General features: G+C 67.4%; 20 protein-coding genes. 15 read left to right on the forward strand and 5 right to left on the reverse strand.

What is annotated here, in order from left to right:
- Nucleotides 1-498 (reverse strand): Lrp/AsnC family transcriptional regulator, encoded by a 498-nt coding sequence (locus AWU67_RS15425; protein ID WP_067231096.1) that lies wholly within the window; start codon nucleotides 496-498, stop codon nucleotides 1-3.
- Nucleotides 499-607: 109 nt separating this feature from the next.
- Between AWU67_RS15425 and AWU67_RS15430 the strand changes: the two genes are divergently transcribed.
- Both AWU67_RS15430 and alr read left to right on the forward strand, forming a co-directional pair.
- Entirely contained in the window at nucleotides 608-1,855 is a 1,248-nt protein-coding gene (locus tag AWU67_RS15430) for an NAD(P)/FAD-dependent oxidoreductase (protein ID WP_199922307.1), read from the forward strand.
- Nucleotides 1,852-2,982, forward strand: a complete 1,131-nt coding sequence (alr, locus tag AWU67_RS15435; protein ID WP_082717065.1) for an alanine racemase — start codon at nucleotides 1,852-1,854, stop codon at nucleotides 2,980-2,982. Before AWU67_RS15430 ends, alr begins: the two co-directional genes overlap by 4 nt.
- 123 nt (nucleotides 2,983-3,105) lie before the next feature.
- Here alr and solA read toward each other — a convergent pair whose 3' ends face one another.
- On the reverse strand, nucleotides 3,106-4,272 hold the full coding sequence (solA, locus tag AWU67_RS15440) for an N-methyl-L-tryptophan oxidase (protein ID WP_129586743.1): 1,167 nt from the start codon (nucleotides 4,270-4,272) through the stop codon (nucleotides 3,106-3,108).
- Between the two features lie 214 nt (nucleotides 4,273-4,486).
- On the opposite strand from solA, the gene clpS reads away from it, so the two are divergent.
- The 3 genes from clpS to AWU67_RS15455 all read left to right on the forward strand — a co-directional run bounded on the left by clpS (nucleotide 4,487) and on the right by AWU67_RS15455 (nucleotide 7,414).
- Nucleotides 4,487-4,777 (forward strand): ATP-dependent Clp protease adapter ClpS, encoded by a 291-nt coding sequence (clpS, locus tag AWU67_RS15445; protein WP_067231105.1) that lies wholly within the window; start codon nucleotides 4,487-4,489, stop codon nucleotides 4,775-4,777.
- Entirely contained in the window at nucleotides 4,774-5,352 is a 579-nt protein-coding gene (locus tag AWU67_RS15450; RefSeq protein ID WP_067231109.1) for a DUF2017 family protein, read from the forward strand. Before clpS ends, AWU67_RS15450 begins: the two co-directional genes overlap by 4 nt.
- A gap of 439 nt (nucleotides 5,353-5,791) precedes the next feature.
- Nucleotides 5,792-7,414, forward strand: a complete 1,623-nt coding sequence (locus AWU67_RS15455) for an InlB B-repeat-containing protein (protein ID WP_129586744.1) — start codon at nucleotides 5,792-5,794, stop codon at nucleotides 7,412-7,414.
- Between the two features lie 79 nt (nucleotides 7,415-7,493).
- Here AWU67_RS15455 and AWU67_RS15460 read toward each other — a convergent pair whose 3' ends face one another.
- Nucleotides 7,494-8,948 (reverse strand): class I adenylate-forming enzyme family protein, encoded by a 1,455-nt coding sequence (locus AWU67_RS15460; protein ID WP_129586745.1) that lies wholly within the window; start codon nucleotides 8,946-8,948, stop codon nucleotides 7,494-7,496.
- A gap of 139 nt (nucleotides 8,949-9,087) precedes the next feature.
- On the opposite strand from AWU67_RS15460, the gene AWU67_RS15465 reads away from it, so the two are divergent.
- Genes AWU67_RS15465 through AWU67_RS15475 form a run of 3 tightly spaced genes read left to right on the forward strand, consistent with a single transcriptional unit; the run spans nucleotide 9,088 to nucleotide 11,792 of the window.
- Nucleotides 9,088-9,825 carry an ABC transporter ATP-binding protein gene (locus tag AWU67_RS15465; RefSeq protein WP_067231119.1) on the forward strand — a complete coding sequence of 246 codons (738 nt, stop codon included), beginning with the start codon at nucleotides 9,088-9,090 and terminating at the stop codon, nucleotides 9,823-9,825.
- Nucleotides 9,822-11,090, forward strand: a complete 1,269-nt coding sequence (locus tag AWU67_RS15470) for an ABC transporter permease (RefSeq protein ID WP_067231123.1) — start codon at nucleotides 9,822-9,824, stop codon at nucleotides 11,088-11,090. Before AWU67_RS15465 ends, AWU67_RS15470 begins: the two co-directional genes overlap by 4 nt.
- A 48-nt stretch (nucleotides 11,091-11,138) precedes the next feature.
- On the forward strand, nucleotides 11,139-11,792 hold the full coding sequence (locus tag AWU67_RS15475; RefSeq protein WP_067231127.1) for a TetR/AcrR family transcriptional regulator: 654 nt from the start codon (nucleotides 11,139-11,141) through the stop codon (nucleotides 11,790-11,792).
- Nucleotides 11,793-11,915: 123 nt separating this feature from the next.
- Here the strand turns inward: AWU67_RS15475 and AWU67_RS15480 are convergent, their stop codons facing one another.
- Both AWU67_RS15480 and AWU67_RS15485 read right to left on the reverse strand, forming a co-directional pair.
- Nucleotides 11,916-12,776, reverse strand: a complete 861-nt coding sequence (locus AWU67_RS15480; RefSeq protein ID WP_234407284.1) for a sugar phosphate isomerase/epimerase family protein — start codon at nucleotides 12,774-12,776, stop codon at nucleotides 11,916-11,918.
- Nucleotides 12,777-12,820: 44 nt separating this feature from the next.
- Complete coding sequence (locus AWU67_RS15485; RefSeq protein WP_067231130.1) at nucleotides 12,821-14,557, reverse strand: glycoside hydrolase family 3 protein; 1,737 nt, start codon at nucleotides 14,555-14,557, stop codon at nucleotides 12,821-12,823.
- Between the two features lie 180 nt (nucleotides 14,558-14,737).
- On the opposite strand from AWU67_RS15485, the gene AWU67_RS15490 reads away from it, so the two are divergent.
- From AWU67_RS15490 to AWU67_RS15520, 7 genes are all read left to right on the forward strand, one after another.
- A complete protein-coding gene (locus tag AWU67_RS15490) occupies nucleotides 14,738-15,589 on the forward strand; it encodes a sugar phosphate isomerase/epimerase family protein (protein ID WP_067232924.1) in 852 nt (283 codons plus the stop codon).
- Nucleotides 15,586-16,683, forward strand: a complete 1,098-nt coding sequence (locus AWU67_RS15495) for a Gfo/Idh/MocA family protein (protein WP_082717067.1) — start codon at nucleotides 15,586-15,588, stop codon at nucleotides 16,681-16,683. The genes AWU67_RS15490 and AWU67_RS15495 overlap by 4 nt, the downstream gene beginning before the upstream one ends.
- Nucleotides 16,680-17,846, forward strand: a complete 1,167-nt coding sequence (locus AWU67_RS15500; protein ID WP_067231134.1) for a Gfo/Idh/MocA family protein — start codon at nucleotides 16,680-16,682, stop codon at nucleotides 17,844-17,846. Before AWU67_RS15495 ends, AWU67_RS15500 begins: the two co-directional genes overlap by 4 nt.
- Nucleotides 17,847-18,129: 283 nt before the next feature.
- Nucleotides 18,130-19,671 carry an ABC transporter substrate-binding protein gene (locus AWU67_RS15505; RefSeq protein WP_160329774.1) on the forward strand — a complete coding sequence of 514 codons (1,542 nt, stop codon included), beginning with the start codon at nucleotides 18,130-18,132 and terminating at the stop codon, nucleotides 19,669-19,671.
- A gap of 88 nt (nucleotides 19,672-19,759) precedes the next feature.
- On the forward strand, nucleotides 19,760-20,701 hold the full coding sequence (locus AWU67_RS15510; RefSeq protein ID WP_067231142.1) for an ABC transporter permease: 942 nt from the start codon (nucleotides 19,760-19,762) through the stop codon (nucleotides 20,699-20,701).
- A complete protein-coding gene (locus AWU67_RS15515; protein ID WP_067231146.1) occupies nucleotides 20,698-22,515 on the forward strand; it encodes a dipeptide/oligopeptide/nickel ABC transporter permease/ATP-binding protein in 1,818 nt (605 codons plus the stop codon). The genes AWU67_RS15510 and AWU67_RS15515 overlap by 4 nt, the downstream gene beginning before the upstream one ends.
- Entirely contained in the window at nucleotides 22,515-23,426 is a 912-nt protein-coding gene (locus tag AWU67_RS15520) for an ATP-binding cassette domain-containing protein (RefSeq protein ID WP_067231149.1), read from the forward strand. The genes AWU67_RS15515 and AWU67_RS15520 overlap by 1 nt, the downstream gene beginning before the upstream one ends.
- Nucleotides 23,427-23,490 lie beyond the last annotated feature (64 nt).

Here is a 23,490-nt window from a genome sequence, read left to right on the forward strand (position 1 = left end):
TCAGCGGCGGGACGCCCGGTACTCGAAGATCACGCTGGTGCTGGTTCCGGCCACCTCGGGGCGCACGCTGAGCGTGTCGGCCACGAGGGTGCGCAGCGCCTCGGAATCGCGCACCGCGACGTGCACCAGGAAGTCGCGGTCGCCGGTGACGAAGAACACGCCCTCGACGGCGCCGAGCGAGGTGAGGTACTGCGAGAACGCATTGAGCTGCGGGCGGGCGTGCGAGTGCAGCCGCACCGAGATCAGCGCCTGCAGGCCGCGGCCGAGGGCGGCGGGGTCGATGTCGGCGTGGAAGCCGCGGATGACGCCGCGCTCCCGCAACACGCGGATGCGGGCCAGGCAGGTCGACGGGGCGATGCCGGCCGCCTCGGCGATGGCCGTGTTCGGCATCCGCGCGTCGTGTTGCAGGCAGCGCAAGATGACCTGGTCGACCTCGTCGAGGCGAACAAAGTTTGCTTCCGCTGCCGCGTGCGCCGCTGAATCCGAATTATTGGTCATTCTTGGGATGCTATTCCGCCAATAGTGCGGAACGAAAGGCCCGAAACTGAATAAGTGGACAAGATTGCAGCCACAGCCGTCAACGCGGACGGCGTGGAATGGAGTTGTCGTGCCCGTGAATTCGCCCGCCCCGAGTCGAGTCGTCATCGTCGGCGCCGGAATGGTCGGCCTCGCCACCGCGTGGCACCTGCAGGAGCACGGCGTCGCGGTGACCGTGCTCGACCGGCAGGGCGTCGCGGCCGGGGCCTCGTGGGGGAACGCGGGCTGGCTGGCGCCCGGCATGGCGATGCCGCTGTCCGACCCCAGCCTCTGGACGTACGGGCCGCGCGCCATGCTCGACCCCTCCGCGCCCCTGTCGATTCCGCCGCGCGTCGACCCGGCGCTGTGGTCGTTCCTGACACGTTTCATCGCCAGGGCGACCAACAAGGCGTGGACCCAGACCATGGACGCACTGACCGGGATCGACCTGCTCGCGCTCGAGTCGTTCGACGAGCTCGTCGCCGGCGGCGTCAAGGCAGAGACGCATGAGAAGCCGTTCATCATCGGCTTCGAGAAGGAGGCGCAGAGCAAGCACTTCCGGCACGAAATGGAGCTGGTCGCGCGGGCCGGGCAGTCGGTGCCGCTCTCGACCGTGGAGAACCCGAGGCAGCTTGTGCCGCAGCTCACCGACGCCGTCGAGACGGTGCTCGCCCTCGGCGGGCAGCGATTCATGGCGCCCGGCGACTTCGTCGAGGCGCTCGCTCAGTCGGTGCGCGAGCGCGGCGGCATCATCGACACCAACGCGACCGTCATCCGGGTGGCGCGCCGCGGCAACGGGGTCGTCGCAGAGCTCAAGGACGGAAGCGCGGTGGACGCCGACGCCGCCGTGATCGCCAACGGGGCCTGGTTGCCGGGGCTCGCCCGCGAGCATGGCGTGCGCACCCTGGTGCAGGCGGGCCGCGGCTACTCGTTCAGCGTTGCGACCGATCAGCCGGCCGAGTATCCCATCTACTTCCCGAACCGGCGTGTGGCCTGCACCCCGTTCCACGGCCGTCTGCGCATCGCCGGCACCATGGAGTTCCGCCGGCCCGACGAGCCGCTGCGCCCCCGCCGCATTGACGACATCGTCAACTCGGTGCGCCCGCTGTTCACGAACATGGACCTCGACGACCGGCAGGATGAGTGGGTCGGCTCCCGCCCGGTGACCCCGGACGGCCTGCCGCTCATCGGGGCGACCGCGACCCCCGGCATCTACGCGGCCGGCGGGCACGGCATGTGGGGCATCGTGCTCGGCCCGGCCACCGGCAAGCTGCTGGCCCAGCAGATGATGACCGGTGTCGTGGCCCCGCAGATCGCCCCCTTCAACCCGCTGCGATGAGCGGGGCGGCGGAGCCCGCCGTCGTGGCGACGATCGACCTCGCGGCGATCCGCCACAACGTGGCGCTGCTGCGCCAGCGCGCCGGGGGAGCGGCGGTGATGGTGGTAGTGAAGGCCGACGGCTATGGCCACGGCGCCGCGGAGTGCGCCCGTGCCGCGCTGCAGGCCGGCGCCCGCGAGGTCGGGGTGGCGACGATCGATGAGGCGCTCGCGCTGCGTCGGGCCGGCATTCGCGCCCCGATCCTCGCCTGGCTGCACGCCTCCGATGCGCAGTTCCGTGCGGCGCTCGAGGCCGACATCGCCCTCGGCGTCTCCTCGCTGGCGCAGGCCAGGGCCGTGCGCGCGATCGCCGCGACGCTGGGCCGCCCGGTACGGGTCGACCTCAAGCTCGACACCGGGCTGGCCCGCAATGGCGCCCAGGCCGAGCAGTGGGCGCCCATCATGCGCGAGCTCGCCGCGGCCGAGCGGGAGGGCGGGTTGCGGGTGCATGGCCTGTTCTCGCATCTCGCCCGCGCGGACGAGCCGCTCCATCCGCTCATCGACGAGCAGGCGGCCCGGTTCCGGCAGGGCGTGGCGCTCGCCCGGCGCCTCGGGCTCGCCCCGACCGCGAACCACCTGGCCAACTCGGCGGCCGCGCTGACCCGGCCAGACCTCGCCTTCGACCTGGTGCGCGCCGGCATCGCGAGTTACGGCCTGTCGCCGATCCCGCAGCTCGGCGACCTCGGCCTGCGCCCGGCGCTCTCACTCGGTGCGCGGATCGCGCTCACCAAACGCATCGGCGCGGGGGACGGCGTCTCCTACGGGCACGCCTGGACGGCCGAGCGCGCCGGCACGGTGGCGCTCGTGCCGATGGGCTACGCCGACGGCCTGCCGCGGGCGCTCTCCGGGCGCTTCTCGGTGCGGATCGGCGGGCGCCGCTACCCGGCGGTCGGCCGCATCTGCATGGACCAGTTCCTGGTCGACCTCGGCGACAACCCCGACGGCATCCAGGCGGGCGAGACCGCGACACTCCTCGGGCCGAGCGCGCTCGACGGCACGCTGCAGGGCTGGGCAGACGAGCTCGGCACCATCAGCTACGAGCTGGCCACCCTGCTGCGGGGCCGCACCGCCCGCGCCTACGCCGGCTGACGCGGCCGCCGCCCGCTCCCGCCCCTTCCGCCGCTCCCGCCCTTCAAGTCCGTTGAGAGCGGTCAAATGGCCGCTTTGGGCGCCGAAAAGCGGCCATTTGACCGCTCTCAACGGACTCTGCGGTCAGGCGAAGCGGGCCGGATCGATGAAGGCCACATCGACGATTTGCGGCTCGTCGAGGGCGAAGCGGGCCAGGATCTCGCCGAGCGCCGGCGCGTGTTTGAAGGCGTGGCCGCTGTCGCCGCCTCCGACGATGACCCGCGGATGCCGGGGCGAGCGCCCCACCACGAACTGGTCGTCCGGCGAGACCGTCACCATGCACGGGTCGACGCGGGCCGGCAGCGGGTCGATGCCGGGCACGGCCCGGCCGAGCAGCTCGGCGACCTGCCGCCAGTCGGCCGGCGTCACGCCGCGGTCGAGCGCGTCGGGGTCGATGCGCACCCGCTCCTGCCAGATGTCGCCGATGCCCGCCTTCAGCAGCGCGCCCTTCTCCGGCCCCGCCGCTGCGCCCACCGAGCCGTGCCCCCAGAGCACCTCGCTCTCGCTCAGCTGGCGAACGAACACGGGCAGGTGGTCCAGGCCGAAGCCCGCGGCGGGCGCGCCCTCGGCCGGTTCGAACCAGGTCATCGGGGTGCGGATCGGCTCCAGTGTGACCCACGGCAGCTCGGCCGCCAGCCAGGCTCCCTGCGCGAGGATCACCCGGTCGGCCTCCCACTGCCCGCTCGCGGTGCGGATCGTGACCCCGTCGTCGCCGGGCTCGATCGCCAGCACGCGGGTGTTCTCGAGCACCGTCGCGCCGAGCGCGCTGGCCCGGTCGACGGCGGCCCGGATCGTCGGCTCGGGGAACGCAACGCCCGCGCCCGGGTCGAGCAGCGCGACATCCGTGGGCTCCAGGGTGGCCAGCAGCGGGAACCGCGCGGCCAGCTCGTCGGGGCCGAGTTCCTGCAGCTGCAGACCGTGGGCGGATGCGGCGGCCCGCGTGCCCGCGATCACGTCGGAGTCCGGGGCGCCCAGCATCACGCCGCCGGTGATGCGCAGCAGCTCCTGGCCGCTCAGCTCCTCCAGTTCGCGGAACAGTCGCTTGGAGAGCTGCGCGATCGGGGTCAGGTCGGGGTGCTCCAAGCAGGCCTCGCGGAACAGCCGGGTGACGCCGTGTGAGGAGCCGAGCGGGTGCGCGACCGGGAACTGCTCGAAGCCGACCACCCTCACCCCGCGCTCGGCCAGCCGCCACAGGGCGTTGGCCCCCATCGCTCCGAGTCCGACAACCGCAACATCCACGCGTTCACTCACCCTTCGACGCTAGCAATCGGCCGCGTGCCAGCGCGCGCCGCGCGTCTCGGGCCGTCATCCGCCCCGCCTCCCATCACCCCCTCCACTTCCGTTGAGAGCGGTCAAATGGCCGGTTTGGGCGCGGAAAAGCGGCCATTTGACCGCTCTCAACGGACTTGGGGCGGCGCGGGGGAGGAGGGGACGTGCGGGCGGGGAGAGTGGGAGACTGGAGGGGATGTCGAAACTGCTGGAATCAACTGACACCGTCAGCGATGTGGCGGCGCGCTTCGCGACGCCGTGGCTTGTGCTCGTCTGGGATGACCCGGTGAACCTGATGAGCTACGTGAGCTACGTGTTCCGCAGCTACTTCGGCTTCAGCCGGGAGAAGGCCGAGCAGCTCATGCTGCAGGTGCACACCGAGGGCAAGGCGGCCGTCGCCAGTGGGAACCGCGAGCAGATGGAGCGCCACGTCGAGGCGCTGCACGGCTACGGGCTGCAGGCCACGCTGACGAAGGCCGACGCATGAGCCGGATCGTGGCGGCCGCCAGCCGCACCGACCTGTTGGCCTCCGGGGGCACCCGCGCCGTGCTGCTGCAACTGGACGGAGACGAGGCCGACGCGCTGGCGTCACTCGCCGGCCAGGTCGAGACGCTGCTCGGCGAATCCGACCCGGCATCGCCCGGCCTGACCCGGCTGTTCCCCGTCGCCTACAACGACGACGCGAGCGCGGCGGCCGAGTTCGCCCGCTACACCCGCCCCGAGCTGCAGAAGCGCAAAATCGACGCCGCCACCACCGTGCGCGAGGCCGTCGAGGCGGCATCCGCCCTCGGCATCGACGACGAGCGCTACGGCCACAACATCGAGATCGACCCCGAGACGCTGCTGGCCTGGCTGACCTTCCTCACCGACCTGCGCCTCGTGCTGGCCGACTCGATCGGGGTCGCCGATGACGGCTCTCTGTCGGATGCCGCGGCGGCCGCGTCGGAGGAGCTCGCCCAGCTGCGCGAGCTGCAGCGCGGCGTCTACGACTGGGCCGCCTTCCTGCAGGACTCGCTGATCGGTGCGGTCGAAATGGACCTGCCCGAGCCCGAGCTGCCGTAGCCTCGATCTCTGTCCGCCCCGCATACCCCCAAAGCTGGGGACGCGTGCGCGTGATGGCTGAAAGTTCAGGACCTCGTCCACGATTCTCCCCTAGTATCTGCATGTTCTGCCGAAATCGGCGAAGACCCTCGAGCGTCCCTTGTGATGAGCGCATGGAGGGACCACGGCACCCTCGAGGAAGAGATTCATGAAGGCAGCGGCAACAAAGACGACCGCGTTTGTGGCGACAGCGGCCGCCATTGGGTTCACGTCGCTGTTTGGGGCGGTGTCGCCCGCGAATGCTGCCCCGATCGCGTGCATCTCGGGGGGAACGCTCCTGGATCCCAGTGGCAATGTCTGCGAGCTGCGACTCGCACCGGGTGCCACGCACACGTTCAGTCCCACCGCCGAGATGGGAAAGCTGGAGGCTCTGCTCGTGGCCGGAGGCGGCTCGGGAGCTGTGACCACACCGGGGTACGGTGCGGGCGGTGCCGGTGGTGGCGGCCAGGTGACCCTGGTCGGCTTCGACAGCGACCCGGCCGCGCCGGTCACGATCAACGCCGGAGGCCCGGGCCAACCGAGTTACGTGGCCCAAGGGGCGACCACGACCGTTGCATCCGCCGGCCAGAACGGAATCACCGACGCGTCCTCGTCCCCCGGCCGAGGAGGGGCAAGCGGCAACGGACACCTCGGATCGGCTAGCGGCGGCGGCGGTGCGGGCGCAGCCCCCGACAACTCCTACAACGGCGGCGCCGGCCAGATAGTCTCTGGCATCGCCGGCGCAGGATCGCTGTTCAGCGGCGACACCAGTTGCTACGGCGGTGGTGGCGCGAGTGGGCTCCCCGGCACACCCGTGGGCGTGGCGACGTGCGGCGGTGGGTCCGCCGTCGAGGGCGCCGGCGTCATCGACCTACTTGCGGCGACGCCGAACAGCGGCGGCGGCGGTGCCGGCGGCGGGCTGTCGACCGTCGACTCGTCTCTCCGCACCGGCGCCAGCGGACTTGTCGTGCTCCGCTGGACGATCGAAGACGTGACGGTTTCGTTTGACCGCAACGGTTACGGTGCCGGTGTCGCGCCGCAGACCTTCCGCAAGGGCGGCACCGCGGCGAAGCCGAGCGACCCCATGGCGGCCGGATTCGTGTTCAACGGCTGGTACACGGATCCCACGTTGGCGACGCCCGTCGACTTCACTCTGCCGGTGACGGCATCGACGACGTTCTACGCGTCGTGGACGGCGATTGCACCGGTGACGGTCACCTTCGACACGAACGGCCGCGGTGGGAGCAACAGCACTCAGGCGGTTGTGCCGGGCGGCACGGCCACGCCTCCGGTTCTGACTGAGCCCGGCTACCTCTTCGACGGCTGGTTCACGGATGCCGCCCTCACCACGCCCGCGAACTTCGCCACGGCGATCACGGCGGTGACGACGTTCTATGCGAAGTGGAGCGCGGTCGCTCCGGCGACCGTGACGGTGTCGTTCAATGGCAACGGCCACGGTGCCGGCGTCGCCCCGCAGACGTTCCCGAAGGGTGGGACCGCGACGAAGCCGGCCGACCCGACGGCGGCCGGGTTCGTCTTCGACGGCTGGTTCACAGATGCCGCACTGACGGTTCCGGCGGACTTCTCGGCTCCGGTGAGCGCGTCGACGACGTTCTACGCGAAGTGGAGCGCGGTCGCTCCGGCGACCGTGACGGTGTCGTTCAACGGCAACGGTCACGGCGCGAGCGTTGCCCCGGTGACGGTGGCGGTGGGTGGCACGGTTGCGAAGCCGGCCGACCCGACGGCAGCTGGGTTCGTCTTCGACGGCTGGTTCACGGATGCCGCTCTGACCGTTCCGGCGGACTTCACGGCTCCGGTGAGCGCGTCGACGACGTTCTACGCGAAGTGGAGCGCCGTCGTGAAGCCGACGCCGACTCCCACCCCGAAGCCGAGCGTCGCACCGGTTCCGCCGAAGACCGAGGGGCCGTTGGCGAAAACCGGTGCCGTGATCGACCCGAGCGCCGCATCGCTCGCGCTGGCCGCAATCGGCCTGGGCGCCGGGCTGCTCGCCGTGCGTGCACGACGCGCGCGCAAGACGGTCTAGCGTCTCGCAATGACGAGAGCCGCCCGAGTCAATTCGGGCGGCTCTCGTCATTGCCGCACGGGGCGGCCCCTGCGCGGGCTCAGCCCTCCCGGTGCTGCGCGGCGAGGGTGCGCCGCATCGGCTTGCCCATGGCATTGCGGGGGATCTGCTCGACACGCGCCAGCAGCTGGGGGGCGGCGGTGCCGAACCGGGCGGCGAAGTCACGGATCAGTGCCTGCACGTCGAGGTGCGGCTCTGTCACGAGCGCGATCCCGATCTGGTTGACCCCAGATCTGGTCTCGTACTCGAAGCTCGCTGCGTCGATGACGAGGGGATTGGTCACCGCGAACAGATCCAGCTGGGTGGGATCGATCTTCACGCCTCCGGCGTTCAACACCTCGGAGGCTCGGCCGGCCAATGTGAGGCCGCCATCTGGACGAATCAGGCCGAGATCGCCCGGGTAGAACCACTCACCCTTGAAAACCGCACGTGAGGCCTCGGGATTGCCGAGATACTCGTGCACCATGTAGGGATTGTGGTGGCGGATCCGTCCGACCTCCCCGACGGGAAGCTCGTTGTCGTCCTCGTCGACGATCTGCACCCGCGAACCCGGGAACAGATGGCCGGCGTCGAACGGGTCCTCGGAATCGTAGTAGCGGGTGGAAGCGAGTGTGGCTTCCGTTGAACCGTACAGGTTGTAGATCGCGCAGCCCTCCGCCGCAGTCCGCATGCGTGCGCCGAGCGCGGGCGGCATCACCGTGCCGGCGATGTACACGGTCTCGACGTCGGGGACCGTCTGCCCGCGGGTCTCCAACACGTCCACGAAGGCGGCGATCTGTGCCGGGGAACCTTTCAACGAGGTCGCTCGGCTCCGCGCAGCGAGATCCACGATCGCGGCCGGGTCGCCGGCCTCGATGGACCAGAATGGCCGGTCGTCCTTGACGCTCATGTAGAAGCCGAAGTACCCGAAGGCGGTGCTTGTCGGGAGGAAGACGAGGAACGGATCGCCGGACATGTACGTCGCCAGGGCATCGGCGGCCAAGGACTCCAGCAGTGCGAGTGAGAACGCGATCCCGTTCGGGTGACCGGTGGTGCCGCTGGAGAACATGAGGCGGCCGATGCTCTGCGTCGAATCGTACTCGCGCGGCGTGATGCCGTACGGGTTCTGCTCCACTCGCTGCAGGAACGTCTCATCGACGCGGATGACCTGCGCTCCTCCCTGCGGGGCCGGGGCCGGGTCGGCGCTGCTGAAGATCCAGTCGATCGGGAACGCGCCGTCGGAGTTGTAGCCACGCGGCAGCACCGTGCTCGCGGCAGCCTCGTGGAACACGGCCTCGGTGAAGATCATGCTCAGCGTTTCGGGGAGTTCCAAGGCGACCAGATCCCCGCGCTTCATGCCGAGCTGGCGGAACTCGTAGGCGACCTTCTTTGCCAGCTCGAACGCCTCGGAGTTCCGCACCGTCTGGTTGGTGGTTTCGACGAAGACCCCGGATGGGTTCAACCGCGCGTTTCGATCGAGATAGCTGAAAGGATTGGTCACTGTCGAGTCATTCACCCCGTCAGGGTAGTGCTTTGATCACGGCGCGGTTCGGTGGACGTGCCGCACCACAAATGCTGAGCAAACGGCAGTTCTGCGCCGCCTGATATACATGCAGCCACTGCATATATTCAGCTTCTGCATGTAGCGTGGCGCCATGACTGAACTGATTCTGCAAGCCCAGGACATTGGCAAGTCCTACGGCCACGGCGACGGCCGCTTCGATGCGTTGAAGGGCGTCAGCCTCGACGTGCGCAGGGGAGAGTCGGTGGCCATCGTCGGCAAGAGCGGATCGGGCAAGTCGACCCTGATGCACCTGCTCGCGCTGCTCGACGAGCCCGACCGCGGCACGATCAGCGTCGGTGGTACCGACGCGAAGAAGCTCAAGCCGCGCGCGCTGAACAAGCTGCGCAACAAGGACTTCGGCTTCGTGTTCCAGCAGTTCTTCCTCACCCCGAACTCGAGCGTGCTCGACAACGTCACGCTGCCGCTGATGATCGCCGGCGTCGGCGCGCGCGAGCGCAAGGCCCGCGGCATGGCCGTGCTCGAGCAGATGGAACTGGCCGACAAGGCCAAGAACAAGGCGACGAACCTCTCCGGTGGTCAGAAGCAGCGCGCCGTCATCGCCCGCGCCCTCGTCAACAACCCCTCGGTGATCTTCGCCGACGAGCCGACTGGAAACCTCGACTCCGCCACCGGCGCCGTCGTCGAGGACATCCTGTTCGAGCTGAACAAGACGCAGGGCATCACGCTCATCATCGTCACCCACGACCACGAGCTGGCCGCCCGCTGCGACCGCCAGTTCTATATCAAGGACGGCCTCGAAGCGGTTCCGGATGCCGCGGCATCCGTCGCACCGACCGGCACCGACTCGGCAGCAGGAGCCAACGCATGAACCCCCTCGACGTTCTGAAATCCGCCGTCTCCAACACCTTCCGCAACAAGGTGCGCACGCTGCTCACCGTCATCGCGATCTTCATCGGTGCGTTCACGCTGGCGATCACGAGCGCCATCGGCGCCGGCGTCTCCAGCTACATCGACGCCCAGATCTCCTCCATCGGCGGCGACAACATGCTCACCGTCGCGGCGGCCGTCGACAGCTCGGCCCCCACCGACGGTCCGGCGCCCTACGACCCAGACGCCAAGTCAACGGCGTCGGGGATGTCGCTGCTGAGCGCCGACGACATCACCGCGATCAGAGCCGTCGACGGCATCGACGACGTGCAGCCGACCGTGATGCTCTCGCCCGACTACATCGAGTTCGGCGACAACGGCAAGTACCAGCTCAGCGTCAACCCGATGGCCGGCATCGCCACGATCGACCTCGCAGCTGGCAAGCAGCTGGAGTCGGGGTCGGGCCAGAACCAGATCCTGCTGCCGGCCAGCTACGTCGAGGGCATCGGCTTCGACGACGTGGAATCCGCCATCGGCGAGACGGTCACGATCGCCATCACCGACTACACGGGCACCCAGCACACCGTCGAGGCGACGGTGCAGGGTGTGCAGAACGACTCGCTGTTCGGCGGCGGCGCCGGCCTGAACGCCGAGCTGCGCGACGCGCTCGACGCACTGAAGTCGACGGGCATGCCCGCCGCCGTCAGCTCCGGCTACGTCATGGCGGTCGCCTTCGTCGACGGCAGCGACGTCTCGCAGATGGAGACCATCAAGTCCGAGCTCTCCGCCCTCGGCTTCCAGGGCATGACCGTCACCGACCAGATCGGCGCCATCCAGGACGTCATCAACGGCATCATCGGCGTGCTGAACGCCTTCGCCGTGATCGCCCTCATCGCGGCCGGCTTCGGCATCATCAACACCCTGCTGATGAGCGTGCAGGAGCGCACCCGCGAGATCGGCCTGATGAAGGCCATGGGCATGGGCGCGGGCAAGATCTTCGCCCTGTTCAGCTTCGAGGCGATCTTCATCGGCTTCCTCGGCTCGGCCCTGGGCGCCGTCGTGGCGATCGCGGTCGGCACCGGCATCAGCAGTGCGCTGTCGGCCACCGTGCTCTCCGGGCTGCCCGGCCTGACGATCATGCTGTTCACGCCGGCATCCATCGCCACCATCATCGGCATCGTCATGCTGATCGCGTTCCTGGCCGGAACGCTTCCGGCACGGCGCGCGGCCAAGCAGAACCCGATTGACGCGCTGCGCTACGAGTAGTGAGGCAGAGCCGGCTCGTTCGGGCCGGCTCTGCGCTAAGAAGGAATCATGACCGACGAGAACCGTGAGTCACAGGCCGGCATCCCGGAGGGGCTGCGCGCCCGCAAACGCGCGGCCACGCGGGCGGCCATCGAGCAGGCCGCCATCGACCTCGCGCTCGAGCACGGCTACGACAACGTGACCGTCGACATGATCTGCGCGGCGAGCATGGTCTCGCCGCGCACCTTCTTCAACTACTTCGGGTCGAAAGAGGGGCTCGCCAAGGGGCTCATCCCGGCGGCGATCTCGGATGCCGATGCCGAGACCTTCCTCGCCGAGAGCTCGGACGACGTGCTGGGCTCGCTCGCCCAGCGCATGGCGAACGCCCTGCTGGGCGGGGCAGACGGGGGCAGCTGGCTCGAGGAGCGCATGCGGTTGTTCCGCGGCTCGCCGGAGCTCGGCGACAAGTGGATGGAGTGGGTCGCCGCCCAGGAGCAGCTCCTGATCGACCTCGTGCTCGCCCGCTTCGCCGCGAACGGGCGGTCGGAAGCCGAGACGCCCGACCTGGTCGACGAGGCCAGGATGCTCGTCTCGCTGGCCCTCGGCGTGCTGCGGTTCGCCGTGCAGCAGCAGCAACAGCTCGGCGCCGGCGCCCCGCCGATTGACGTGGCCGTGCGGCACGCCACCGAGCTGATCGGCCGGATCGCGCAAGCGCAGCCCTAGCGCCGCATCCACCCACCCCGGGCGCCCTGCAAAAAAACAGGACGAGAGCAGGGTGACCACCCTCAGGCGGCTCCGCCCGGCTCTCGTCCTGTCTTTGGCGCTGCCCCGAGAAGCGGATGCCGCCTAGAAGAGGTGCGCGTAGCCGAGGGCCACCAGATTGTCGTAGGAGGTCTGCAGACACTCGAGCGGCGTGCGGCCGTACTGCTCGTCCTGCTCGACGAGCAGGTACTGGGCGCCGATGGCCTGGCTCTGCTCGATGATGGCGGTGAAGTCGAGGTTGCCCTCGCCCACCTCGGCGAACTGCACGACGCCGGTGAACGCGTTCATGAAGCCGGGGAAGTCGCCTTGGGTCAGGAGCCCGAACGCCTCGGCCGGAATCTGGCCGATGCGGTAGTCCTTGAGGTGCACCATGGCGACGCGCTCGTTGTACTTCGCGAGGGTCTTCACCGGGTCGAGCCCGCCGCGCTGCACCCAGTGCACGTCGACCTCGAGGCCCATCAGCGGCGCCCGGTCGGCGATGATGTCGAGCAGGTAGCGCCCGTCGTACTTCGCGAACTCGATGTGATGGTTGTGGTAGTACAAACCGATGCCCTGCACCTGCAGGCGAGCGGCCATCTCATTGCTGTTGTCGGCGAACTCAAGCACCTTGTCGAGCGAGGCCATCGCGTCGAACGGCAGCATGCCCATCCGGACCATCGTCGAGCCGAGCGCCTTCGCGTCGTCGACGATCTTGTCGAAGTCGCTTGAGAGTGACTCGCCTGGCATGCCGGGCATGCCGGTGAGCGGCGCAGAGAGGGCGGCGATGTCCATGCCGAGCTCGGTGCGCGCACGCTGCAGCTCGGCCACGTTCTCGGCGGTCATCGGGATCTGCGAGATCTCGACGGCGTGGTACCCGATCTCGCTCACCTGGCGCAGGGTCTCGAACGGCCCCACCGCCGCAAAATTGTCTTTCAGCATCATGGCCTGTACGCCGATTTTCGTCATTGAATTCTCCTCGTGCTTGTCGATGTGTGCTGCGGATGCGATGGCTAGAGGCGGGTGCCCCAGGTGTCGCACCAGACGTTGTCGTTGAACGTGCCCTGGAACGCGCTGGCCCCGATGATCTTCTGCACCGATGCGTGGATCGCCTCGCGGCTCGGGGCGTGCGCGTGGATCATGGTCTTCACCATCGGCACGTCGATCAGGTGGTTCGGCTGGAACAGCGACACGAACACGGTCGGCACCTCGGTCACGTACCAGGGGATCTCCGCCGCCATCGGGGTGGACCAGCGGATGCGGATGCTGGCCTCCTGGGCGAAGCCCGCGACATTGGCGAACACGATGGCCGCGTCGTACTCCTCGGAGTAGTGCTCGTTGGCCTCTTCGCTCATCACGGTGTGGAAGTACACGTGCTCCTCGCCCTCGGCGGCACGCTGCAGGGCGTTCTTGAAGACGTGCACCTCGAAGCCGACCGCCTCGAGCTCCTCCTTGGCCATGTCGATGAAACCGCTCGGGTCGACCCCGGTGAAGTCGGCCTGGCCAGAGACGCCATACAGGCGGATGCGGCGATGCGTCGCCGGGTCCAGGGGCAGGTTTCCCTGGGTGTCCTTGACCAGCGTGACGGTCTTGTCGGCGATGTCGGCGGCAATCGCGTGGTGCTCGGGGCTGCCGATCACGCTGAGTGCCTCGGGGCCCGGCACCAGCTGCTCACGTGGAGTGGAGTGCAGGCCGAGTGTCGCCTTCAGGCCGAGGATGCGCTCAAGCGCCTCCTGCAGGCGCTGCTCGGTGATCACGCCGGAACGGTAGCCGTCCAGCATGTAGCGCAGGTCCTCCTCTGGATCGCGGAAGAACAGGAACATGTCGCAGCCGGCCGCGATCGAGGCCGGGACGGCGTCGCGCCGCGGCATCGCCTGGGTCATTCCGACCATCATCGACGCGTCGGTCAGGATCAGGCCGTTGAAGCCGAGTTCGTCGCGCAGCAGATCCTGCAGCAGTTCCGGGGCGAGGGTCGCCGGCATGATCTCGGCATCGGTCATTCCCGGGCGGAAGTGCTTCGACAGCTCGGGGGCTCCGATGTGGCCGATCATGATCGACTGCACGCCGTGCTGGATCAGCTCGCGGTAGACCCGGCCGAAGGTGTCGGTCCACTCCTCGTAGCCGAGGGTGTTGTAGGTGGTGACGACGTGCTGGTCGCGCTCGTCGATGCCGTCGCCCGGGAAGTGCTTCATGGCGGCGACCGAGTTCGACTCGCTCAAACCGTCGAAGTACTCCTTGGCCCGCTCGATCACCACGTCGGGGGTGTTTCCGAACGACCGGGTGCTGATGACCGTGTTGCGCCAGTTGTAGTGGATGTCGACGATGGGCGCGAACGCCCAGTTGCAGCCGAGCGCCGCGGTCTCCCGGCCGGCAACCCGGCCCATGTCGCGGGCGATGGACTTGTCCGGGTTCGATCCGGCGCTCAAGTGCGTGGCAACGAGGGTGCCGTCGTCGATCGAGCCGAAGCCGCCCATCTCGGGGTTGGACGCCACCAACAGCGGCACCTTCGCCTGGGACTGCGCGTAGCGGATGTGCTCCTGCACAGTGCTCGATCCGGCTCCCATGTAGCGGATGCCGCCCACCTTGTACTCGCCGACTACGCGGTCGAGGTACTCCGGCGTGAACGACGTGTTCAGGTTGATGAACAGCTGGCCGATCTTCTCCTCGAGCGTCAGCGAGTCGATGGTGTCGCGCACCCACGTGCTGGCCTGCTCGTCGAGATTGAACGGTTGGGCGCTGAGGTCGACCATGGTCACATCCTTGTGTGGAAACTGCAAAAAATTGGTGGTGATAGCACCATGTCACACCATCGCTGGGAGTTTTGTCAATCGGTTGCCAAAATCGCGGAACCGGACGTAGAGTGGCCGCATGCCCAGCGGCGAACCGTCGCCGGGTTCTCAACGAGGCGAATCTTCTGCGGAGGCAATTTCATCGTGTCAACCACGCTCACCCCCACCTGGACCCTGTCGGGATTCGGCGACGAGATCGACCCGGAACCGGCCGTTCAGGTCGCCGTCCTGAAGGCGCTCGGCGCGAGCCACATTGAGGTGCGCAGCGCGTGGACCACGAATGTCGTCGACCTCGACGACGAGCAGCTCGAGCGCCTGCGCGCGATCCTCACAGCCCAGGAGGTGGCGGTCTCGGCGATCGCATCACCCATCGGCAAGGTCGACGTCTCGCTCGATGCCGAGCTCGAGGTGCACCGCCTTCGGCGCATCATTCGCGTCGCCCACGCGCTGGAAACCCCCAACATCCGGGTCTTCTCGTTCTTCCGCGGCGAGGGTGTCTCGGTCGAGAGCACCAGGGACGCGGTCATGACGCGCATGCGGCTGTTGGCCCACGAGGCCGAGAAGGCCGGCGTCGTGCTGCTGCACGAGAACGAGAAAGACATCTACGGCGACACCCCCGAGCGCGTGCTCGACCTGGTCGAGAGCGTCGGGTCGCCCGCGCTGCGCCTCGCCTGGGACAACGCCAACTTCGTGCAGGTCGGCGCGAAGCCGTTCACCGACGGCTACGCAATGCTGCGCCCCTACCTGGACTACCTGCAGGTGAAGGACGCCGTCGCCGCAACGGGCGAGGTCGTGCCAGCAGGCCAGGGCGACGGCGAACTGCGCGAGACCCTGACCGCGCTGCGTGACGACGGCTACAGTGGCTTCGCCTCGCTCGAGCCGCACCTGGCCGCCCAGCACGCCCTCGGTGGATTCTCCGGCCCCGCCGCGTTCGGCCAGGCCGCCAGAGCCTTCGCCGGACTGCTCGCCGAGATCGGGGTCGGCGCGAAATGACCGGAGAGAACCTCACCGTCAACGGCGATGCTGAGCAACTGGCTCCCCACACACGTCGCGTCGCGGTCATCGGCTGCGGCGACATCTCCGCCATCCACCTGGCAGCGATCGCCGGCCTGCCCGGCGCCAGACTGGTCGGGGTGTCCGATCCGGATGCCGCCAGGCTGGCCGCGGCGGTCCACGCGCACAGGGTGCCCGGGTTCGCCGACCACCTGGAGCTGTTCGCCGAGCTCGCGCCCGACGTCGTGCACATCTGCACCCCGCACAACACGCATGCGCAACTGGCGATCGACGCCCTCGAGCGCGGCATCAACGTGATCGTCGAGAAGCCGCTCGCCGATTCGCGTGAAGAAGGCAGGCGGGTAGCGGCCGCTGCCAGGAACAGCACGGCGAGAATCGGCGTGTGCTTCCAGAATCGGTACAACGCGCCGGTTGTCGCAGCACAGGCCCTGTTGGCAGGCGGCACCCTGGGCTCGATCAGGGGAGCGTCTGCCACCGTGAGCTGGCACCGCACCGCGGAGTACTACCTCGACAGGCCATGGCGTGGCACCTGGTCCGGCGGTGGCGGCGGGCTGCTGATGAACCAGGCGATCCACACCATCGACCTGCTGCACTGGCTCGTTGGCCCGGTCTCTGACGTCGACGGTCATGCAAGCACCAGGCACCTCGGTGATGTCATCGAGGTGGAAGACACCGCAGAACTGATGCTGAGCCATGAGAACGGTGCGCGCAGCGTCTTCTACGCCACGCTGGCCCACACTATGAATTCCCCGGTCAGTATCGAGATCGTGACCGATGGGGCGGTTCTTCTGCTCAAGGGCGATCTCACCGTCACGTACTCGGATGGCCGAACAGAGCTCATCAGGGAGACCAACGCCGCAACCGGGGAGCGTGCCTACTGGGGCATCTCGCACGAGCTGCTCATCGCTGACTTCTACCGTGGCCTCGATTCTGGAGAGCCGTTCTGGATTGATCCGGACGAAGCGCAGAAATCCCTCGACGTCGTTCAAGACGTCTATGACCTGTCGTACGGCACGCGCACTGGCGCGCTCCCGCACACGATCGATTCCCCCTCACAGAAAGCAGTTTCATGACTAAGAAGGTACGCATCGGCATCATTGGGCTCGGCGCCCAGGGGTCTATGTACGCGAAGTTCATCACCGATGGCCTGGTGCCGAACATGGAAATCGGGGCCATCGCAGACATCGACCCGGCCAAGGCGGAGAGTGCGGCATCCGACTACCCGGGAATCCCGTTCTTCTCTGACTACCTGGAGATGATCGAGAGCGGCAGCGTCGACGCCGTCGTCACCTGCGTCCCGCACTTCCTGCACCCGCAGATCGGCATCGAGGCGCTGCAGCGCGACATCCATGCCCTGGTCGAGAAGCCGGCAGGCGTCTACACCAAGCAGGTCGCGGAGCTCAATGCCTATGCGCTCACCAAGCCGGAGCTGAGCTTCGGAATCATGTTCAACCAGCGCAACAATCCGCTGTACATCCGCCTCAAGGAGATCGTCGACGGCGGCGAGATCGGCAGCATCCTGCGCTCGAACTGGATCATCACCAACTGGTGGCGCCCGCAGGGCTACTACGACCAGAGTGCCTGGCGCGCCACCTGGGGCGGTGAGGGCGGCGGCGTGCTCGTCAACCAGGCCCCGCACCAGCTCGACCTGTGGCAGTGGATCTGCGGCGTTCCGAAGTCGGTGTACTCGAAGGTCGCCTACGGCTACCGCCGCAACATCGCGGTCGAGGACGAGGTCACCGCGTTGGTCGACTACGGCAACGGCGCCACCGGTGTCTTCATCACCGCCACTCACGAGATGACCGGAACTGACCGCTTCGAGATCGTCGGATCGCAGGGCAAGATCGTCGTCGAGAACTCGAAGACCGCGACCGTCACCCGGCTGAAGCGCCCGGAGCGCGAGCTCAGCGAGAACATGGACATGAGCGACGTCATGAAGCTGTTCATGGGCCAGCTCGACACCGACGACTACTACGAGCAGGAGACCATCGAGTTCGACTCGGTGTGGGGTGCCCAGCACGCCGGCGTGCTCGAGAACTTTGCCGCGAACATCCTCGACGGGACTCCGCTACTGGCGCCCGGATCCGACGGCATCAAGGGAGTGCGCTTGGCGAATGCCATCCACCTCTCCAGCTGGACGGGCAGGGAAGTATCGCTCGACTTCGACGAGGACGAGTTCATCGCGGAGCTGAACTCCCGAATCGCCGACGAGGACAAGTTCCCCGTGCTGGTCTAGCCCCGAACCTGGCCGGCTGTCGAGCTGGTCCAGCACCGCCAGCGGTGGCTGCGCGGGGCCGTGCCTGTGGCGCGGACCCGCGCTTCAGCGTGCCCGCCAGCGAGGGCGCAATGCGCACGCGCACGCTCACAGGCGATGAATTGTCACAGTTTTGACAATCGGTTGCCAAGTCCTCATTCCCTGATATAGCTTTACGGCAACAACCAAGAGCCACGCCTTCATGTCGGCTGGCAATCGGTTGCACCCTCACCGTCGAGAAACACACAGCAAACAGGAGACAACAATGAAGTTTCGTCCCCGGGTGGCGGCCGTCGCCCTACTCACCGCGGCAGCGATAACACTGACCGCCTGCTCAGGAAGCGGCGCTCAACCGGCCTCGTCCAATGGCTCGGCCGTCACGGGTGGCACGCTCACGATCGGCGCCCTCGTCGACGTGAAGTCGTTCGACCCGGCCCAGGCCCACATCGGCCATTACGTCCAGTACTACCAGCCCGTGTATGACTCCCTGCTGCGTCGCGAAGCAGACGGCACGCTGGTGCCTATGCTCGCGACGGCGTGGGAGTACAACTCCGACAACACCGAGCTCACCCTCACCCTCCGCGACGACGTGACCTTCACCGACGGAACCAAGCTCGACGCCGAAGCGGTCAAGATCAACCTCGACCGGTTCCGCACCGGCAACGGCCCCGACGCGTCGACCTTGGCGCAGGTCTCTGACGTCACCGTCGCCGACGCCACTACCGTGGTGATCACGCTCAAGGCCCAGGACCCCGCGCTGCTCGACTATCTCGGCAACGCCGATGGCTTCATTGCCAGTCCCGCGGCGGTAGAGGGCGGCAAGTTGGCCACAGACCCGGTCGGCAGCGGACCGTACACGCTCGACAAGTCCAAGACCGTCGCGGCCTCCTCCTACACCTTCGTGAAGAACCCCGACTACTGGGACCCGTCGCTCCAGGTCTACGACACGATCGTGGTCAAGCCGATCCTCGATACCACCGCCATGTCGAACGCCCTCCTCTCCGGGCAGCTCAATGCGGCGCTGCTCACCGCGAAGACGCAGCCGCAGGCCAAGGGTGCCGGCCTCACCGAGTACAACTACCCGACCGACTGGCAGGGACTGCTGTTCTTCGACCGCGATGGAACCATGGTTCCCGAGCTCGCCGACGTGAGGGTGCGTCAGGCCATCAACTACGCGATCGACAAGGAAACCCTGCTCGCCCAGGTGGGCAAGGGTCTCGGTACAGCGACCAGCCAGCCGTTCGGCAAGGGCACCGACGCATTCGACGAGTCGCTCGAGTCGGCGTACCCGTATGACGTTGACAAGGCAAAGGAGCTCCTCAGCGAGGCAGGCGTCGGTGAGTTCAGCATCACCATGCCGACAGTCTCCGGGTTCTTGGACCCTGCCCTCACGGCCGGTATTGGCCAGAACCTCGCCGACGTCGGCATCACGGTGAATTGGGAGAACGTGGCCGGTTCGGACTTCATTTCAAGCCTGGTTCAGGGCAAATACGCCGCCAGCTGGTTCTCGCTGTTCCAGGGTTCGCCCTGGGTTGCGGTCAACCAGATCATCGCCCCCGAGGCCACGTACAACCCGTTCCACACGACCGATGCGAAGGTCGAAACGCTCATCACGGCCATCCAGACCGGTTCGGCCGAGGAGCAGAAGACGGCGGCCCAGGAAATCAACAAGTACATCGTCGAGCAGGCCTGGTTCGCCCCGTTCTACCGTCCAGACCAGATCTTCTTCACTGACAAGAACACCACGACCGAGCCGCAGTTGCAGCAGGCCGTGCCGTCGATCTACTCCTACGCACCCGCGCAGTAGCTAGCCCGGGTCCCCGCCCGCGCATGGGCGGGGACCCCTCCCTCACGTTTGCTTCACCCCCCACCAACCACCTGACAACGGAGCAGAAATGGTTTCCTTTATCGTCCGACGCCTGATTTCGGGCGTGGTGGTGCTCTTCGTAGTGTCGTCGTTGACTTTCTTTATGTTGTACTTTTCGGCGACAAGCGTCGCCCGCAACATCCTGGGTGAATCGGCCACGCAGGCGCAGGTGCACCTCAAAGAGATCGAGCTCGGTCTTGATCAGCCCCTCTTTTCCCGCTACGTGGACTGGCTGGGAGGTGCACTCAGCGGCAACTTCGGTGTGTCGTGGTTCAACAGCCAGCCCGTAGTCGACAGCATCGTCGGGCGTCTTCCCACGACGCTGTCCATCGTCCTGGTGACGATCGTGATCGCCGCGGTCTTGGCCACGTTGTTCGGCGTCGCTGCAGCTGTGCGCCGCGGATGGGTGGATCGCCTGCTGCAGATCGTCTCCATCGGCGCATCTGCCATCCCTCAATTCGTTGTCGCGATTGTGCTGGTCACTGTCTTCGCGATCGGCCTGCAACTGTTGCCCGCGACGGGTTATGTGCCCCTGACCGATAGCTTCGGGGGCTGGCTCGCCTCGATCACGCTGCCGATCATCGCCTTGGCGATCGGCGCCGTCGCCTCGACCGCCCAGCAGGTCCGAAGCGCCGTGATCACCGTGCTCAGCCGTGACTATGTGCGAACGCTCCGCAGCCGCGGCTTGGCCCCACGGGAGATCCTGTTCCGGCATGTGCTGCGTGGCGCGGCCCCGGCCGGACTCACCGTGTTGTCGCTGCAGTTCATCGGAATGCTCGGTGGCGTTGTCGTGCTCGAGCAGATCTTCGCCCTTCCTGGGCTGGGATTCCTGGCGCTGCAGTCCACTACCCAGGGTGACATGCCCGTTCTGATGGGTGTCGTGGTCTACATCGTCATCATCGTTGTTGTTGTCAACTTGCTGGTCGACCTCGCCGTCGGCTGGCTGAACCCGAAGGCGCGTGTGTCATGACCGAAACATTGGCTGAGACCCCACAGCCCGCAGCAGTGGTCCGTACGGGTGTGTTCCGCCGGCTCCTGAAGAACCCCCTGGGCCTGGCGGCCCTGATCATCCTCGGGATCGTGGTCTTGACCGGAATCTTCGGACCCTTTCTCGCCCCGTTCGACCCCAACAAGGCCGACCTGGCGAATGCCTTGGCCGCTCCCGGCACCGACGGGCACCTTCTCGGTACCGACAGCGCAGGGCGCGATGTGCTCAGCCGGCTGCTGGTCGGCGCGCAGAGCACCCTGCTTGCCGCCGCCCTCGCCGCGATCGTTGCCCTGCTGATCGGACTGCCGACCGGACTGCTGGCCGGCTACTTCGGGGGCAAGTTCGACACCGTGGCGAGCTGGTGCACGAACGTGCTGATGTCGCTCCCGGCGATCATCATCCTGCTCGCCGCCAGCGCAGCGCTGGGCCGGTCGGTGTGGATTTCTATGACCGTGTTCGGCGTGCTGATGTCGCCCGGAATGTTCCGACTCACCCGCACGTCGGTGCAGGCGGTGCGCAACGAGCTCTACGTCGACGCGGCACGGGTTGCCGGTCTCAGCACCGCCAGCATCATCGGCAAGCACATCCTGTTCGTGGTGCGCGCACCTCTCATCATCCAGACCTCGATCGTCTGCGGCATCGCCATCGCGATCCAGGCAGCCCTTGAATTCCTGGGACTGGGCGACCCGCTCACCCCCACCTGGGGCGTGATGCTCAACGAAGGCTTCATCAACATCTACGGCTCTCCGATCCTCGCCGTGTGGCCTGGCCTCGCGATCTCGCTCACCGTCGGCGCGTTCGTGGTCCTCGGCAACGCATTGCGTGATGCTTTGGAGGACGCGCCCAAGTTCAAACGAACCAAGCCCATCCAGCTCACCCCGCCGAAGACCGAGTCGGTGACCGCGGTCGACCTCGCCGCAGCCGAGCACCTGCTGAGCGTCTCGCGTCTCGGCGTCGGTTACCCGCAGCAGGGCGGCTCGACCAAAGTCGTCGTCACTGATGTGTCGTTCTACCTGGACCGTGGCGAAGTACTCGGTATTGTCGGTGAATCAGGGTCGGGCAAGTCACAGACCGCGTTCTCGATCCTCGGACTTCTTCCCGATGAGGCCGAGATCCTGGGTGGCAGCATCACCTTCGACGGCATTCCGTTGGTCTCGGCCGGTGGCAGCCGCCTGTCGCAGGGGCGTCTGTCCGAGCTGCGCGGAAAGCGCATCGCGTACATTCCGCAGGAGCCGATGTCGAACCTCGACCCGAACTTCACGATCGGCTACCAGCTGGTGCGACCGCTCACCCGAGTGCTCAAAATGTCGAAGGCCGACGCCACCGCGCGGGCGCTCGAGCTTCTCGCCATCGTGGGGATCACCAACCCGCAGCGCACATTCGACGCCTACCCGCACGAGGTCTCCGGCGGTATGGCACAGCGCGTGTTGATCGCCGGAGCCGTCAGCTGCAACCCCGACCTCTTGATCGCCGACGAGCCCACCACCGCACTCGACGTGACGGTGCAGGCGGAGGTACTCGACCTGCTTCGCGATTTGCAGGCCCGTTTCAACATGGGTGTGATGCTCGTGACGCATAACTTCGGTGTGGTCGCCGACCTCTGCGACCGCGTGGTCGTGATGCAGAACGGTCGTGTCGTCGAATCCGGCGACGTGCGCACGATCCTCCGCGCCCCGCAGGAGCAGTACACGCGCACCCTGCTCGGGGCGATGCTCGAGGGCAAGACGCCCATGAGTGCGCTCACTGTCACCGAACCGGCATCCGAATTCGACACTTCAGTGAAAGTTGGTCTGTGATGAACGCATCCACCAGCACCCAGACAGGATCGGGCAGCACCCAGACCGGTTCGAGCGCGCTGCTCCGGGTCGACAACCTCATCGTGGAATACCCCGGCACAGGGTTCCGGGCCAAGCCCTTCCGTGCGCTGGACGACGTGTCGATCCACATCGGCGCCGGAGAGACCCTGGGCCTGGTCGGCGAGTCCGGCTCAGGCAAGACCACCCTCGGGCGCGCCCTGCTCGGCCTCGCTCCCGTCTCTGGTGGCACGATTCGCTTCGACAACGAAGACATCAGCCAGGCGAGCCGCAGCAAGCGCCGCGCACTCAGCCGTGACCTGCAGGTCGTCTTCCAGGATCCCTACACCTCGCTCAACCCGTCGATGGCGGTGGGCGACATCCTGTCGGAGCCGCTGACCGTGCAGGGCAGGAGCCGCTCGGATGCCCGCAGGCGCGTGCGTGAGGTGCTCGATCAGGTGGGCCTGCCGCAGGATTCCATCGGCCGGATGCCGCGCGAGTTCAGCGGCGGGCAGCGGCAGCGCGTCGCAATCGCCCGGGCGCTCGCCCTCTCGCCCAAGCTCATCGTCTGTGACGAGCCCGTCTCTGCGCTCGACCTCACCACACAGGCCCGGGTGCTCGACCTGTTCCTGCAGATTCAGCGCGACACGGGCGTGTCCTACCTGTTCGTCTCGCACGACCTCGACGTCGTGCGCCACATCAGCCACCGGGTCGCCGTGATGTACCGCGGCGAGATCGTGGAGCAGGGTCCGGCCGGGCAGGTCACCACCACGCCGGAACACCCGTATACCCAGCGACTGCTGTTGGCCTCGCCGGTGCCGGACCCCGACCGGCAGGAGCAGCGCCGGGACAACCGGCGCAGACTGCTTGAAGAGCAGCGTGCGCACGACATCCAGGCCGGGGTCGCCGCCTGATGCCGGGACTGTGGCACGATACAAGCGGGAGCAATAGATGAACGCCCCGGTCGGTGTCTCAACG

This window comes from Microterricola viridarii, assembly GCF_001542775.1.
GTDB lineage: Bacteria > Actinomycetota > Actinomycetes > Actinomycetales > Microbacteriaceae > Microterricola > Microterricola viridarii_A.